Consider the following 15,349-nt stretch of genomic DNA (forward strand, 5'->3'; position numbering starts at 1 on the left):
AATGCCTTGCGTGCTCATTACATCCAGAAAGACCTACGGCTTTTTCCGCTTGTGCGAATCCTTCCAGATAAAAAATCCGAATCCTGCAAAAAAAACGAACATGAGGCTGACAGTCAGCACTCCGGCGATCACCACGTTGTCGAAAAACATGACGCGTCTCCTGCTGTTGCCCTGTTGCGATAGGGCTAAGTTACCCAAACGGGCAGGAGAAAATATTGACCGGGATCAATGTCGCCCGAGACTGGGCCTAAAGGAGGGGAAAAACTGACCTGCATCAATCGATGCAGGGGATTCAGCGTTTTTTCGGCTTGTTTTTCGGCTTCTTCTTCTCTTTACCCAGCGGCATGGCCTGTTCGAACGCCTGGCGAACTTCATTGAGTCGCTTGTCGTTGAGGTCATGGACACGCTTGGCGCGTTCGGCGTTGAGGTCGATTAACTTGTCGTCTTGGCTCATGTTCTGTGCATCGCTTGGAATGAAATTCAGCTGCCGCAACATCCGACAGGATTGCCCCAATAATGCGGTCTGGCGACGGTGCTGACCAGCCGCGACCTCAAATCTCGATATCGACCCACAAGCCCTGACGGGGCTGATCTTCCATCAGCGGCGCCACAGGTACCGTGTTGTCGGCATTGAGTTCGTCACCCGGAATGGCCAGGTGCGCTTCAGGGTCTTCGTCGGCTTCTCGGCGACGCCTTTGCTGTTCCTGCTTGCGACGCTGTTCCTCGCGCAGCAGCAAGGCGGCGTCTTCAGGATCGCGTTTTTTCAGGTCGATGGTGCTGTCGGTGGAGCTTTCCTGCACCGGTACAACGGGCGCGATGTCCGGGCGCGGGCGGACCGGGTCGTGCTGGGAAGTGATCGGCACGGCACTCAAGGGAAGCATCGGTGGCAGCATATTTTTTAGTCTCCTGTCAGCAGGATGTCGGCTGCGGGGATAGCGACTTGAGCCATCGGTCGCAAACTGTGACCCAATTGGCACTGTAGTGACGGTCGCAGGCTAGGATTTGTTCAGGTCCTGAAGATCAAAGGATCGCAGCCAAAGACAGCGCCTGCACAGGTATTCCTTTGGTCTGAAGAGCTGATTCCGTTAAGATAGCCCGCTTTTTCAAGGTGGGAGTCAGGCAGCATGGCGCAGCAGTATCAACCGGGGCAACGCTGGATCAGTGACAGCGAAGCCGAGCTGGGTTTGGGCACCGTTCTGGCACAGGACGGCCGCTTGTTGACCGTGCTCTATCCGGCCACTGGCGACACCCGCCAGTACGCGCTACGGAATGCGCCCCTCACTCGTGTGCGGTTTTCGCCGGGTGACACCATCACTCATTTCGAAGGCTGGAAACTCACCGTTCGCGAAGTCGATGACATGGACGGCCTGCTGGTTTACCACGGCCTGAACGCGCAGAACGAAGTGGTCACCCTGCCGGAAACCCAACTGTCGAACTTCATCCAGTTCCGCCTGGCCAGCGACCGTCTGTTCGCCGGCCAGATCGACCCGTTGGCCTGGTTCTCCCTGCGTTATCACACCCTGGAACACACCAGCCGCCAGTTGCAGTCCGCGCTGTGGGGCCTGGGTGGCGTGCGTGCGCAACCGATTGCGCACCAGTTGCACATCGCCCGTGAAGTCGCCGACCGTATCGCGCCTCGGGTTCTGCTGGCAGACGAAGTGGGCCTGGGTAAAACCATCGAAGCCGGTCTGGTCATTCATCGCCAACTGCTCTCGGGCCGCGCCAATCGCGTGCTGATCCTGGTACCGGAAAACCTCCAGCACCAGTGGCTGGTGGAGATGCGTCGCCGTTTCAACCTGCAGGTTGCGCTGTTCGACGAAGAACGCTTCATCGAAAGCGATGCCTCCAACCCGTTCGAAGACACCCAGCTCGCGCTGGTGGCCCTGGAATGGCTGGTGGACGACGAGAAGGCCCAGGACGCGCTGTTCGCAGCCGGCTGGGATTTGCTGGTGGTCGACGAAGCGCATCACCTGGTGTGGCACGAAGATCAGGCCAGCCCTGAGTACTCGCTGGTTGAGCAACTCGCTGAAACCATTCCCGGCGTGCTGCTGTTGACCGCGACCCCGGAACAACTCGGCCAGGACAGCCACTTCGCCCGTCTGCGCCTGCTCGATCCGAACCGTTTCCATGACCTGGCCGCCTTCCGCGCCGAGAGCGAAAACTATCGCCCGGTGGCCGAAGCCGTCCAGGAGTTGCTGGAGAAGGGTCGCCTGTCGCCAGCAGCACACAAGACCATCCACGGTTTCCTCGGCAACGAAGGCGAAGCCCTGCTGACTGCGGTCAACGACGGCGATACCGAAGCCAGCGCCCGCCTGGTGCGCGAACTGCTCGACCGTCACGGCACCGGCCGCGTCCTGTTCCGTAACACCCGCGCCGCGGTGCAAGGCTTCCCGGAGCGCAAACTGCACCCGTATCCGCTGCCGTGCCCGGACGAATACCTCGAACTGCCGCTGGGCGATCACGCCGAGCTGTACCCGGAAGTCAGCTTCCAGGCCCAGCCGGACGCCAGCGAAGAAGAACGTTGGTGGAAATTCGACCCGCGCGTCGAATGGCTGATCGATCAGCTGAAAATGCTCAAGCGCACCAAAGTGCTGGTGATCTGCGCCCACGCCGAAACCGCCATGGACCTGGAAGACGCCCTGCGCGTGCGTTCCGGCATTCCGGCCACGGTGTTCCACGAAGGTATGAACATCCTCGAGCGTGACCGCGCCGCCGCCTACTTCGCCGACGAAGAGTTTGGCGCGCAAGTGCTGATCTGCTCGGAAATCGGCAGTGAAGGCCGCAACTTCCAGTTCTCCCATCATCTGGTGCTGTTCGACCTGCCGTCCCACCCGGACCTGTTGGAACAACGCATCGGTCGTCTGGACCGGATCGGCCAGAAGCACATCATCGAACTGCACGTACCGTATCTGGAAACCAGCCCGCAAGAGCGTCTGTTCCAGTGGTACCACGAAGCACTGAACGCATTCCTCAACACCTGCCCGACCGGTAACGCGTTGCAGCACCAGTTCGGCCCGCGCCTGCTGCCGCTGCTGGAAGAGGCCGACGACGGTGAATGGCAAGCGCTGATCGACGAAGCCCGTACCGAGCGTGAACGTCTGGAAGCCGAGCTGCACACCGGTCGCGACCGCCTGCTGGAACTCAACTCCGGCGGCGCTGGCGAAGGCGATGCACTGGTTGAAGACATCCTTGAGCAGGACGACCAGTTCGCCCTGCCGATCTACATGGAAACCCTGTTCGACGCTTTCGGCATCGACAGCGAAGACCATTCGGAAAACGCCCTGATCCTCAAGCCGAGCGAAAAAATGCTCGACGCCAGCTTCCCGCTGGGCGACGACGAAGGCGTGACCATCACCTACGATCGTAACCAGGCGCTGTCTCGCGAAGACATGCAGTTCATCACTTGGGAACACCCGATGGTGCAAGGCGGCATGGACCTGGTGCTGTCCGGCTCCATGGGCAACACCGCCGTGGCGCTGATCAAGAACAAGGCGCTGAAACCCGGCACCGTGTTGCTGGAACTGCTCTATGTCAGCGAAGTGGTTGCCCCGCGTTCGCTGCAACTGGGCCGTTACCTGCCGCCGGCTGCCCTGCGCTGCCTGCTCGATGCCAACGGCAACGACCTGTCGGCCCGGGTGTCGTTCGAGACCCTGAATGATCAACTGGAAAGCGTGCCGCGCGCCAGCGCCAACAAGTTCATCCAGGCTCAGCGTGACCAGCTGACACCACGGATCAACGCCGGTGAAGACAAGATTTACCCGCGTCACGCCGAACGTGTGGCTGAGGCGCAACGTCGTCTGGCCGCCGACACCGACGAAGAACTGGCGCGCCTGACTGCATTGCAAGCGGTCAACCCGACCGTACGCGACAGCGAACTGGTTGCCCTGCGCAAACAACGCGAGCAAGGCCTGGCCATGCTCGACAAAGCTGCGCTGCGACTGGAAGCGATTCGGGTGTTGGTGGCGGGTTAAGTCCCCTGCTCTACCCTGCTAAAAGAAGGCCCGCAGCGATGCGGGCCTTTTTTATTTATGAATCAAAATCTTTTGATCTTAAGCAGTCGCCACTGCAACCTCAGGCTCAACCACACCAACCAACCCGTCCTTCATCCGCTTGGCATCGCGCACAAAACACCGCGAAGCCAATACCAGAAACACCATGGTGAAAAACAGCGCCACCGGGATCAGGTACATCGCGTCATGCAGGCCGACGGCCTTGAACGCCTCGGTCATCTGTTCGGCACCCGCCGCGAGCATCGCGGTGCCGATCATCCCCAGGCTCTGCGCGGGAATGCGGCCTTGGACGCTCTGCGTCCCTTTCGAGACCTTGAACGCGCACCGATCCTTCAGGCGATCTATGTAGGAGCTACCCTATTAATCGACAGATAAACAGGACGCCTCGGAAACTTACGTAACACAATAAAAACTAAATTTCACTCCGGCTTTTTCCTACTTTAAAAAAGATATTTCCGACGAAATTCTCGGACCCATTTCGCCAAAAACCCGATTAGCATAGAAATGCAACCCCCAGACCAAACTTCTCCAATGAAGAATCTTAGCCATGTGAGCGGATGATTTTTTTCAACTCACAGCAACATCTCGAACCAAGGAATTTACCTATGAGTAATGGAATAACTCTCCCACCAATCAACGTTACTGCCGCAGCACCTGGGTATTCCCCCCCCATCAAACGGAGTTACTTGGCCAGCTCCAAACCCCGCATTGATATTTATTGCTCAACAGCAACAACGCAACGAATTTTACAGTCAGGGCCTATGGCGAGAGATGATCATAAAAATAACCAACGAACAGCAACCCTACATTAGAAATGGGGTTACTCTTGGGCTCGCTAGTTCCATTGTGCGTGACATGCAGGCAATTCCCTTTGCCGATAACCATATCTGCTTGAACCCGAACATATCAGCCCGACAAGCACTGCATTATGCAATGAACAACTTTAAGGCTGGATCCGTTCCGGAATCGAAATGGTTATCTGGGGGACTACTAACTCCAGTTGCCGCTTTTGGCCATTTCCTTTACGGAAAAGGTGCGGCCGCCGAGACGAACATCAACAATTTGGGGTTGAAGCTTTCTGGCACGAAGATCCCGATGCTCGAGTCGGCGTTTGCCCGCTCGCCTATGGGTCAAACAACAATCACGCTGGATAGGGTACCGTACAACACGGGTTCTAGCTCATGGCATACCGAGTCATGGCTTGGTAATATCACATTAAAGATCGAAGGCACAGTCACCAAACATGAAAGTGGAAAGCTATCTTTCAATGGTGGTGCGCGAGCTTACAACGATGTATACGACGCAAACCCAAGCACGTTCCGCGACGCAATAGGTGAAAACTCGACTCGTGTACTCGCTGCCGTTGAGAAACACTTGAACGCCCAGCCGTATGAAATAGCGATCAAAGGGACCCATATTATAGTCATAGAGCGCTAGGTATCACAGACATCTTTCCAGGCGCCATACGATTTATAAAGCCAAACTGGTCGCATGACGGCCAGTTACCTATCTCAGGAACAATACCAGCCATGACCTCATACCAACGGTTATTATCTTCCATCTTACTGTTCATCGGGGCTTGGTTCTGCCTGTTCAATGCAGCCATCCAACTTCCAATCAACTCGCAAGATCTTTCCGATAGCGAAGGCTTATCGGTAGTTGTATTACTAACAATAGCCCTGGTATGCCTGGGCCTTCCAGGCAGTGCACTAACAATTGCCGGCGTGTTTTTTTCGGCCCTGATAAAACCGAAATCACTGATCGTCCGAAGATGGATTTTCTGGGTTTCAAATTTGCTCTTATTGCTTTCTTCGCTTTTTGGAATACTGGTGATTGGTTTATTTGCGCTCGATACGCTGCTCAGCATCGTCGGCATCAGTCTTTTTATAAGTGTAATCGCTCTAATATTGTCTGCCACCCCAAAACGAATAGCAGACAAAAACCAGGAATGACCATTCCCTCTCAGGTCACTCATGCCGTCGCCGCAACACCCTCAGATTCAACCACCTGCACCAACCCGTCCTTCATCCGCTTGGCATCGCGCACAAAACACCGCGAAGCCAATACCAGAAACACCATGGTGAAAAACAGCGCCACCGGAATCAGGTACATCGCGTCATGCAGGCCGACGGCCTTGAACGCTTCAGTCATCTGTTCGGCACCCGCCGCGAGCATCGCCGTGTGGGCGAAGTGATCAGACAGCGCACCGACCACTACCGGCCCAAGACCACCGCCCAACAGGTACAGTCCGGCGAAGAACAACGCCATGGCCGTAGCCCGCAGGCGCGGCTCGACCACGTCCTGAATCGCCGTGTACACGCAGGTATAGAAGTTGTAGGCAAACAACCAGCCCAGGCTGAACACCGCGACAAAAACGCCGATTTCGATTCGACCGGAGTGCAGCGCCCACGCCGTGCACACCGTGGAGATGATCAGGCTGAACGCAGCAAACAGCAGGCGGCCGTTGGCGACCCGTTGATGGATTTTGTCCGCGATCCAGCCGCCCAACGTCAGGCCGACCAACCCCGTCACGCCGACGATAATCCCGGTCGCCACCGCAGCTTCCTGCAACGGCATCAGGAAATAACGCTGCAGCATCGGCACCAGGAACGAGTTGCAGGCGTAGGTGGCGAAGTTGAAACACAGCCCGGCCATCACCAGCCACAGGAAGGTCGGCACTGTCAGGACACGGCGAATTGGCCGGTCTACTCGCTCTTGCGAGACTTGCACGCTTTCGGCGGCGCCGCGTTTCGGTTCCTTGATGAAAAACATGAAGACGGCGAGGATCAGCCCCGGCACGGCGGCAATGAAGAACGGCGCGCGCCAGCTGTCGAACGCCTTGACCATCGCACCGATGGTGAAGAACGCCAGCAACAGTCCAAGCGGCAGGCCCAACATGAAAATCCCCATGGCCCGCGCCCGACGATGAGCCGGGAACAAGTCACCGATCAACGAGTTGGCGGCCGGCGCGTAGCTGGCTTCACCGATGCCAATGCCCATGCGCACGATCAGGAAACTCCAGAAACTGCCGACCATGCCATTGACCGCCGTCAACCCGCTCCATGCCGCCAGGCCCCAACCCATCAATTTGGCGCGCGAGCCAGTGTCGGCCATTCGTCCTAGAGGCAGGCCGGCAATCGCGTAGACAATGGTGAATGCGGTGCCGATGATCCCCAACTGAAAATCGCTGAGGTGCCATTCCATGCGGATCGGTTCGATGATGATGGCCGGGATGGTGCGGTCGAAGAAATTGAACAGGTTGGCCAGGAACAGCAGGAACAGAATGCGCCAGGCATTCGCCGCTTGGGTCGAGTTCTGCATGGGTCCGTCTCTTTATTGTTATGGGGGGCTTCGCTGCTCCCGGAATCAGCAATCTAGTCAGGCCCGCCAAAACTGTCTGTAATTATTCGTAAAGCTGATACCAGCCCATGGAACCCGGCGTAGCCCATGCAACATTTTATTTCCAAACGTTCTAAACCCCATTCCAAAATGGTAGAGACCAATTTGCCACTACCGCTTGCGTTCCATCCGCGGCCTCTATACTCCAAGACATTCGTCGGCGCTCCTTGCGCCGGTCAGGGAAACAACAACGGGGCATGCTATGGAGTGGCTTGGTCTGCATTTTTTTACCGAGCTGCCAGAGGGTGGGCAGGTTGTACTCAATTGCATACATGACCCTTTTCTGGTGCTGCTGGCTTTTCTGGTCGCCTGTGCCGGCAGCTTTGCTACGCTGGACATGGCCGAGCGCGTCGCGCACGCGGAAAAACCTGCCTCACGCAGACTTTGGCGCTGGGTCGGTGCCGGTTGCCTGGCCGGTGGAATCTGGGCCATGCACTTCATCGGCATGCTGGCGTTCCAGGCCCCCATCAACGTGCACTACCAACTGCCAATTACGCTGATTTCCCTGTTGATCGCCCTGCTCGCGTCGTGGCTGGCGATGCATACGCTCAGTCGTCCTTTCCTGAGTTTCCGGCAATGCCTCAAGGCTTCGATCTGTGTCGGCCTGGGCATAGCCACCATGCATTACGTCGGCATGTCCGCCATGCGTTCGCAGGCGACGGCCTACTACCAAACCGGCTTGTTCGTCTTGTCTATCGTGATTGCGATTGGCGCCAGCCTGGCGGCATTGCTACTGGCGACTTACCTGCGCAACGGCACCGGCATGTTCCATCAGTTGCTCAAGTACAGCGCCAGCCTGGTGCTCGGGGCCGGCATCATCAGCATGCATTTCACCGGCATGGCCGCCTTCAATCTGGTGCTGCCCACCGGCAGTCTCCTGACCCAGCCCGAAGAAAACAATCACCTGCAACTGGGCCTGACGGTGGCGGTCATGACGCTGCTGATCATCGGCAGCAGCATCAGCGCGGCGCTGGCGGACAAGAAGCTGCAACACAAGGAGCATGACCTGCAGCGGGTCAATTCACTGCTCAGCCAACTGGATCAGGCGCGCATGTCCCTGCAACAGGTGGCGCACTACGATCCCCTGACCAACCTGATCAACCGTCGTGGTTTCAACCAGCTCTTCGCCGAGAAACTCAGCGAGAAAACCCACGACGGCGGCATGCTCGCCGTGATCTTCCTCGACATCGACCATTTCAAGCGCATCAACGACAGCCTCGGTCACGACGCCGGCGACGAATTGCTCAAGGTGCTTGCCAGCCATATCAAAGGCTCGGTGCGCAGCCACGACGATGTGGTGGCGCGCTTCGGCGGCGACGAGTTCTGCATGCTCATCGACTTGCACGATCGCGAAGAAGCGCGACACATGGCCCAGCGCATCATGCAAAAAATGAAAGACCCGATCGAGCTGGCCGGGCGGCGCATGGTCATGACCACCAGCATCGGTATCAGTCTGTTTCCCGAAGACGGCAAGACCTGTGAAGAGCTGCTGAAAAATGCCGACCTGGCGCTGTATCAGTCCAAGGGCAGCGGTCGAAACGGCCTGAATTTCTTCAGTGCTAACCTCAAGGCCCGTGCCACGCTGGAACTGCAACTGGAAGAAGAACTGCGCCACGCCCTGCGTGAAGACGCCGGCCTGATGCTCTATTACCAACCGATCTACGACCTGAAAACCGGCCAGGTCAGCAAACTTGAGGCATTGATTCGCTGGCAACACCCGGTCCACGGCTTCCTCGCCCCGGACCGTTTCATCTCTATCGCTGAGGCCAACGGCCTGATCATCGAACTGGACAACTGGGTGTTGCGCAAGGCGTGTGAGGATCTGGGCGAGTTATCGCGTCAGGGTTGCGAAGCGTTGAAGATCGCCGTGAACTGCTCGCCCCTTAGCCTGGCCCGCGAAGAACTGGCGGGGCAAATCGAGCAGGCGTTGCGCAACGCCGGGGTAGCGCCGCAGCGATTGGAACTGGAGGTCACTGAAAATGCGCTGATGGGCAACATCGCCGACACGCTTGAGCTGCTGCGACAGATTCGCGCCTTGGGCGTATCGCTGTCGATCGATGATTTCGGCACCGGTTACTCGTCCTTGGCCTACCTCAAGCGCTTACCGCTCAACACATTGAAAATCGACCGTTCGTTCATTCAGGACATCCCCAAATCGACCCAGGACATGGAAATCGTCCAGGCAATTATCGTCATGGCGCACACCCTGCACCTGGATGTGGTCACCGAGGGCGTTGAAACCTTCGAGCAATACCAGTTTCTCGAAGGCCACGGCTGTGACTTCGTCCAGGGCTACCTGCTCAGTCGCCCGGTGCCGCTGGCCGAACTACATCCGGTACTGGACGAAATCAACCAGCGCCAGCGCGCTTACACCGTCACGTCGTTGAGTCTGGTTCACGGTACATCCGCACTAATGTAGACGGGTCTTTTTCCAGGTATCCCTGCCCGCCATGCAACCGCATCAGCTGCGCCGCCAAGCCACTGATCGGCGTCGCCGAGCCCTGTTCACGGGAAAACTTCACCGCAGTGTCCAGATCCTTGAGCAAGGTGCGCACGTGCCATTTCACCGGTTCGAAATGGCTTTCGGCCATTTGCGGGGCGAGGATCTGCAAAGGTTTTGAATCGGCAAAACCTCCGGCCAGCGCCTCGGCGATCAGACTGGCATCGACCCCGGAACGCTCCGCCAGCGCCACCACTTCGGCAATCACCAGGGCGTTGCAAGCAACGATCATCTGGTTGCAGGCCTTGGTCACCTGCCCGGCTCCGACCGCCCCCATGTGTGTCACGCGCTGCCCCAGACTCAGCAGTACGGGCTTGATGCGTTCAAGATCCGACGCTTGGCCACCGACCATGATCGCCAGGCTGCCCGCCTCGGCACCGACCACGCCGCCAGACACCGGCGCATCGAGCCAGCTCATGCCGGTTTTGCTCGCGAGGGCTGCTGCCATTTCCCGGGTCGCGGTGGGCTCCAGGCTGGAAAAGTCCACCAGCAACTGGCTGCTTTTCGCGCCCTCTGCAACGCCGTTCGCACCAAACACCACTTCTTGCACCACCGACGTGTCGGCCAGACACAACATCACCACGTCGGCGTGCCGGCACAACTCGGCTGGAGTAGCGACCTGACGGGCCCCGGCCTCGACCAGCGGCGCGCACTTGGCCGGATTGCGGTTCCATACCGTCAGCGGGTAACCGGCCGCCAACAAGCGCCGGCACATTGGCAGCCCCATCAATCCGATCCCGGCAAACCCCAACGAAGGTAGCGTTGACATCATTTGGCCTCCTTTTTGATTAAAGATCAGCGAATCTTGGCCGATTTATCATGACTTAGGAAAGGATTCCCCCGAGCGACGCTCAGGCCAAGGCTCTGACGCTTGGGCCAAATACGCGCTGATAAAAGACGCGAGTTCTCATTCCGTGACGGTTCGACGACAGCGTGTCGCCCGACCAACCAGCCCAGGTACATGGCGAACAATGACTTCTAAAAATAACCCGGCCACTGCGATTTCCGATCTGACGCTGAGCCCCGCGGCGAACAGCCCCGCACCGTCGAAGCCATTGACGCCGTCGCGCCCGCTGGCGACCCAGCAATACTTGTACTTCACCGAAACCAACACCGACCGCATTCTCGATAACCTCGACGGCCTGCGCGACATGGTGTTTCCGCGCCCACCCCACCTGGAAGGCGACAACGAACAGCACAGCGATCAGGAATTCCCGTCGGTGTGCCTGATCGGCCTGGGCCGCTGCGGTTCGAACATTGCGTTGGATGTCGCGGAGCTGGTGTACAACGCCCGCAAGTTCTACCTCAACGAATTCAACAATGAAGACCGCCTGTCGCCGGACAAACGCTACGCCGAAAAGGGCTACAGCCCGGCACAGTGGATTCGCAACAGCCTGCGCCTGATTCCGAACAAGGCGACCAAACCGGTATTCCTGGTTGAGCCGCTGGTCATGCTCGGCGACCTGGACAAGGACATCGCCGGTCGCATCCGTTTCTCGCGCAAGGGCGAAAAAAGCGGTTTCCTGCGCGACTACAGCAAAATGAAAATCATGGACTTGTCGGAAGTCCACGCCGGTGGCGCCGGTAACGCACCGATCCTCGGCCAGTACCTGGCCAAGATCATCCTGAACAAGGACACCCAGCGTTTCTCCAGCCCCGACTGGAAGATGATTCACTCGTACCTGATCGACAGCTGCGGCATCAAGGCCAACCAGTCGCGCCTGTACTTCTCGATCTTCAGTGCCGGCGGCGGTACGGGTTCGGGCATGGCCTCGGAATTCGGCCTGGCCCAACAGCACTCGTACATGAATAAGACGTTCGACACCAAGCCGATGGACGAGCACGACGGCAAAAGCGGTCATTCGTTCGTCTTCGAGCCGATCTTCACCAGCGGCATCTGCGTACTGCCGAATATTTCCGATCACCGCAGCGAAATGTCCGAAGCGTTGCACATCAACGCCGGCCGCCTGTTGTGCAAATACCTGTCGGAGGAATGGGACTTCTCCTACAACTTCGCCAATGAAGACAGCAGCGAAGCCAGCGTCATGGGCCGCATCCGCCCATGGAACGCCATGATGCTGATCTCCAACGACATCATGCGTTATGCCGAAGAGAACGATGACGGCAACATCCAGAACATTGATGTCAATGCGATGGAAAAGCACGCCAACCAGTACATCTCACAGCAGATCTTCAACATTCTGACAGCGCAAGCAGTCACGACTGACTACGACCAGAACTACTTCCGTCGCGCCGGCATCGACATCGGCGAAACCATTCGCCTGGACGCCAACGACCTGTTCATGAGTCTGGCCGGGCCAGTGGCGATTGCCTACGCAGAGTCCGTAGTTCCGGAAACCCCGGCGCCGACCAGCGACAAATTCAAGGTGTTCGAGAAAGAGCCACAGCGCCTGAACATCGACGACCTGTTCTTCCGTTCGATCGACCTGCCGCACTTCAACAAGGTCACCCAGGCCATCGAAGGCATCAGCCTGCTGCCGATCGAATCCAAGCGTTATCGTGCGTCGCTGGAGCAGTACAAGAATTCGGGGTACGACGCCGCTGCCCTGCACGACCTGCACTTCTTCAAGAACTGCTCGTCGGTAGTGTCGATCGTTTCCTTGCCGAAGGACTACAAACTGTCCTACATGGACCTGAACCGGCTCAAGACTCATCTCAACAGCCTGTTCCCGAACACTACGCTCAAGCGCTACGCACTGGTGATCGGCGCCTCGGCCAACCTGTCGCTGACCACCCTGATCGCCAAGAGCCCGTGCCTGTCGGACGACTTCCTGACGCTGATCGTGGCGTTCATCAAGCGTTGCTTCGCGAAAAACCCGTACCGTTTCGACGAGACACTGGACAACTCGATCCTGGACTTCATCATCAACGAACACTTTGACGAAGACCTGATCGACGATCTGCTCAATGAGTTCGAGAACCCGGCAAAGATCCTCGATACCAACTGGTACGCGATCAAGCCGATGTACGAGAAGAAGTACCGCGAACTGATCAATGACAAGGACAAGTTCGTCTCGATCAACGACATCCGCCTGTCGCGCGATTGCGTAAAGAAAGCGATCAAGTACCTGCGCGAGATCTACCGTCATCGCATTGGCAAGACCAAGGTTATTTCGCTGAATAACCATACGGGCAAGACGTTTTCGGTCTGACCCGGAACCGAGCGGCCCCAATCGCTGGCAAGCCAGCTCCCACAGGTTCGTAACGGAACGCTCCGGACTTTGTGAGGGCTGGCTTGCCAGCGATGAAACCCTGAAATTCGCTGAAGACTTCAGCCATTCCAACATCCAGAAACAATTAAGCAGCCTTCAGGCTGCTCGCTCAACTGTTCCCGTTACGTTTACGTCACCGTGAGGCTGGGGCCTTTCTCTACGGCAACGTGCCATCACGCTACTCGGCTACACACTTTAACGGATGGCACATCGCACCAAACAAGTGCGCACGTTCAGGTCTTCGCTCTTTCCTGGATCATAATCCACGGCGAAACGACCACTGCCCACAACTCCGGATCACGTTCGAAAAGATCCAGCGCCCGCGTTTCAGACAGCTTCGCGACTTTGTCGGCGGCCAGCCAGGCAGCCACTTTCTCGCCCTCATCGGTCGCCATGGCCTCGGCGGCAGCGATTAAATCCAGGCCGGGGTCGACCCACAATAGGGCACCCTTGGCGAAGAACGGCTCCAACTCCTTCCAGGTAATAGATGCGGTTTCACCAAGCAGCTTGGCATAGAGGGTGCTAGGTTCTTCAGTCATGGGTCCGGTCCGGAAAAGAAATCGACGCAATGATAACGTCGGTGGTCTGGCAGAAAAACCCAGTTGCACTTAGCTTCACTGAATGAAAAGAGCAGGAATGCCAAGGAATGCACGGAATCTGGCTATAAGCCCTTCAAAGCCCCGCCGCAATTCTGTCTCTTTCTTTCAAAAAGGCGACACCTCCAAGTTTTGCCCCCTGGCGCCAGCTTCCCAGGCTGACAATCGGCGCTCTACACTGTACCGGTACAGTTGCCGGGGGCATTTCCGGGGGATGTCGAAGATATCTGACCCGGTTCTATCGCCTACGGCGCCAGGACTATAAAAACTACAACAGTAAGAGTGGAGCACTATGACTAAGGCTACTAAGCAGATTTCCAAACTGTTTGCCGCTATGGTTCTGGCCGGGGTTGCCAGCCATTCGTTCGCAGCTGACACCATCAAGATCGGCATCGCCGGCCCTAAGACCGGTCCTGTAGCCCAATACGGCGACATGCAGTTCAGTGGCGCCAAAATGGCCATCGAGCAAATCAACGCCAAAGGCGGCGTAGACGGCAAGAAACTCGAAGCCGTTGAATACGATGACGCCTGTGATCCAAAACAAGCGGTAGCGGTAGCGAACAAGGTCGTCAACGACGGCGTCAAGTTCGTGGTCGGCCACCTGTGCTCCAGCTCCACTCAACCGGCTTCGGACATCTACGAAGACGAAGGCGTGATCATGATCACCCCGGCTGCCACCAGCCCGGACATCACCGCACGTGGTTACAAAATGGTGTTCCGCACCATCGGTCTGGACAGCGCCCAAGGCCCTGCCGCCGGTAACTACATCGCTGACTTCGTAAAACCGAAGATCGTTGCTGTTCTGCACGACAAACAGCAATACGGTGAAGGTATCGCCACCGCCGTTAAATCGACCCTCGAGAAGAAAGGCACCAAGGTTGCCGTGTTCGAAGGCATCAACGCCGGTGACAAAGACTTCTCCTCGATCATCGCCAAGCTCAAGCAAGCCAACGTCGACTTCGTCTACTACGGCGGCTACCACCCGGAACTGGGTCTGATCCTGCGTCAATCCGCAGAAAAAGGCCTGAAAGCCAAGTTCATGGGTCCGGAAGGCGTGGGTAACGACTCCATTTCGCAGATCGCCAAGGACGCTTCCGAAGGCCTGCTGGTGACCCTGCCGAAATCCTTCGACCAGGATCCTGCCAACGTTGCCCTGGCTGACGCGTTCAAGGCCAAGAAAGAAGACCCGAGCGGTCCGTTCGTGTTCCCGGCCTATTCGGCTGTGGAAGTGATCGCCGAAGGCATCAAGGCTGCCAAGTCCGAAGACACCGCCAAAGTGGCTGCAGAAATCCACAAAGGCACCTTCAAGACTCCAACCGGCGACCTGAGCTTCGACGAGAAAGGCGACCTGAAGGACTTCAAATTTGTGGTTTACGAGTGGCACTTCGGCAAACCAAAAACTGAGGCCAAGCCTCAGTAAGGCCTTGCCTGACTGATTGCCAATAAAGCCCACGGCGTGCCGTGGGCTTTGTTTTACGAACGTACCTGGGCCGCACTGGCGTGATCCGCTAGTCTCCCCACCTGAAAATCTCAAAACCGTCATCAGCGGTTCGCTGGCAAACCTCGAATTCGAAGTGGATGCAGATCCACGGGGCTCGGGCGGGAAAATGA

At 57.5% G+C, this 15,349-nt stretch carries 12 protein-coding genes and 1 pseudogene; 6 read left to right on the plus strand and 7 right to left on the minus strand.

Annotated elements, in window-relative coordinates; genetic code table 11:
• Positions 1-33: 33 nt before the first annotated feature.
• From ccoM to ACNYC6_RS07035, 3 genes are all read right to left on the minus strand, one after another.
• Entirely contained in the window at positions 34-150 is a 117-nt protein-coding gene (gene ccoM, locus ACNYC6_RS07025; RefSeq protein WP_056856105.1) for a cytochrome c oxidase subunit CcoM, read from the minus strand.
• 142 nt (positions 151-292) lie between these two features.
• Complete coding sequence (locus tag ACNYC6_RS07030; protein WP_419711687.1) at positions 293-454, minus strand: hypothetical protein; 162 nt, start codon at positions 452-454, stop codon at positions 293-295.
• Positions 455-551: 97 nt separating this feature from the next.
• Positions 552-893: an aspartate-semialdehyde dehydrogenase gene (locus ACNYC6_RS07035; RefSeq protein WP_419711688.1), complete on the minus strand. Its 342-nt coding sequence runs from the start codon at positions 891-893 to the stop codon at positions 552-554.
• Positions 894-1,124: 231 nt separating this feature from the next.
• Here ACNYC6_RS07035 and rapA point away from each other — a divergent pair, with 231 nt between their 5' ends.
• Positions 1,125-3,971, plus strand: a complete 2,847-nt coding sequence (gene rapA / locus ACNYC6_RS07040; protein ID WP_419711689.1) for an RNA polymerase-associated protein RapA — start codon at positions 1,125-1,127, stop codon at positions 3,969-3,971.
• Positions 3,972-4,049: 78 nt separating this feature from the next.
• Here the strand turns inward: rapA and ACNYC6_RS07045 are convergent.
• Positions 4,050-4,259 (minus strand): annotated as a pseudogene (locus ACNYC6_RS07045) (MFS transporter); the annotation flags it as partial.
• A gap of 411 nt (positions 4,260-4,670) precedes the next feature.
• Here ACNYC6_RS07045 and ACNYC6_RS07050 point away from each other — a divergent pair.
• Positions 4,671-5,447, plus strand: a complete 777-nt coding sequence (locus ACNYC6_RS07050) for a lipid II-degrading bacteriocin (protein ID WP_419712920.1) — start codon at positions 4,671-4,673, stop codon at positions 5,445-5,447.
• A gap of 92 nt (positions 5,448-5,539) precedes the next feature.
• Entirely contained in the window at positions 5,540-5,962 is a 423-nt protein-coding gene (locus ACNYC6_RS07055) for a hypothetical protein (RefSeq protein WP_419711690.1), read from the plus strand.
• A 19-nt stretch (positions 5,963-5,981) separates the two neighbouring features.
• Here ACNYC6_RS07055 and ACNYC6_RS07060 read toward each other — a convergent pair whose 3' ends face one another.
• Positions 5,982-7,331 (minus strand): spinster family MFS transporter, encoded by a 1,350-nt coding sequence (locus ACNYC6_RS07060; protein WP_419711691.1) that lies wholly within the window; start codon positions 7,329-7,331, stop codon positions 5,982-5,984.
• Positions 7,332-7,611: 280 nt separating this feature from the next.
• On the opposite strand from ACNYC6_RS07060, the gene ACNYC6_RS07065 reads away from it, so the two are divergent.
• The gene (locus tag ACNYC6_RS07065; RefSeq protein ID WP_419711692.1) at positions 7,612-9,828 is read left to right on the plus strand and encodes a putative bifunctional diguanylate cyclase/phosphodiesterase; all 2,217 of its coding nucleotides are present in this window, start codon (positions 7,612-7,614) and stop codon (positions 9,826-9,828) included.
• Here ACNYC6_RS07065 and ACNYC6_RS07070 read toward each other — a convergent pair.
• Positions 9,785-10,681, minus strand: coding sequence for an NAD(P)-dependent oxidoreductase (locus tag ACNYC6_RS07070; RefSeq protein ID WP_419711693.1), 897 nt, complete (start codon positions 10,679-10,681; stop codon positions 9,785-9,787). The two genes, ACNYC6_RS07065 and ACNYC6_RS07070, sit on opposite strands and share 44 nt — an antisense overlap.
• 199 nt (positions 10,682-10,880) lie before the next feature.
• Between ACNYC6_RS07070 and ACNYC6_RS07075 the strand changes: the two genes are divergently transcribed.
• Positions 10,881-13,082: a hypothetical protein gene (locus ACNYC6_RS07075; protein ID WP_419711694.1), complete on the plus strand. Its 2,202-nt coding sequence runs from the start codon at positions 10,881-10,883 to the stop codon at positions 13,080-13,082.
• 293 nt (positions 13,083-13,375) lie between these two features.
• Here ACNYC6_RS07075 and ACNYC6_RS07080 read toward each other — a convergent pair whose 3' ends face one another.
• Positions 13,376-13,681: a DUF2288 domain-containing protein gene (locus ACNYC6_RS07080; protein ID WP_419711695.1), complete on the minus strand. Its 306-nt coding sequence runs from the start codon at positions 13,679-13,681 to the stop codon at positions 13,376-13,378.
• Positions 13,682-14,030: 349 nt separating this feature from the next.
• Between ACNYC6_RS07080 and ACNYC6_RS07085 the strand changes: the two genes are divergently transcribed.
• Positions 14,031-15,158 carry a branched-chain amino acid ABC transporter substrate-binding protein gene (locus ACNYC6_RS07085; RefSeq protein WP_419711696.1) on the plus strand — a complete coding sequence of 376 codons (1,128 nt, stop codon included), beginning with the start codon at positions 14,031-14,033 and terminating at the stop codon, positions 15,156-15,158.
• Positions 15,159-15,349 lie beyond the last annotated feature (191 nt).

Origin of the sequence: Pseudomonas sp. NFX224 (assembly GCF_048565165.1) — a bacterium.
In the GTDB taxonomy this organism is placed as follows: Bacteria; Pseudomonadota; Gammaproteobacteria; order Pseudomonadales; family Pseudomonadaceae; genus Aquipseudomonas.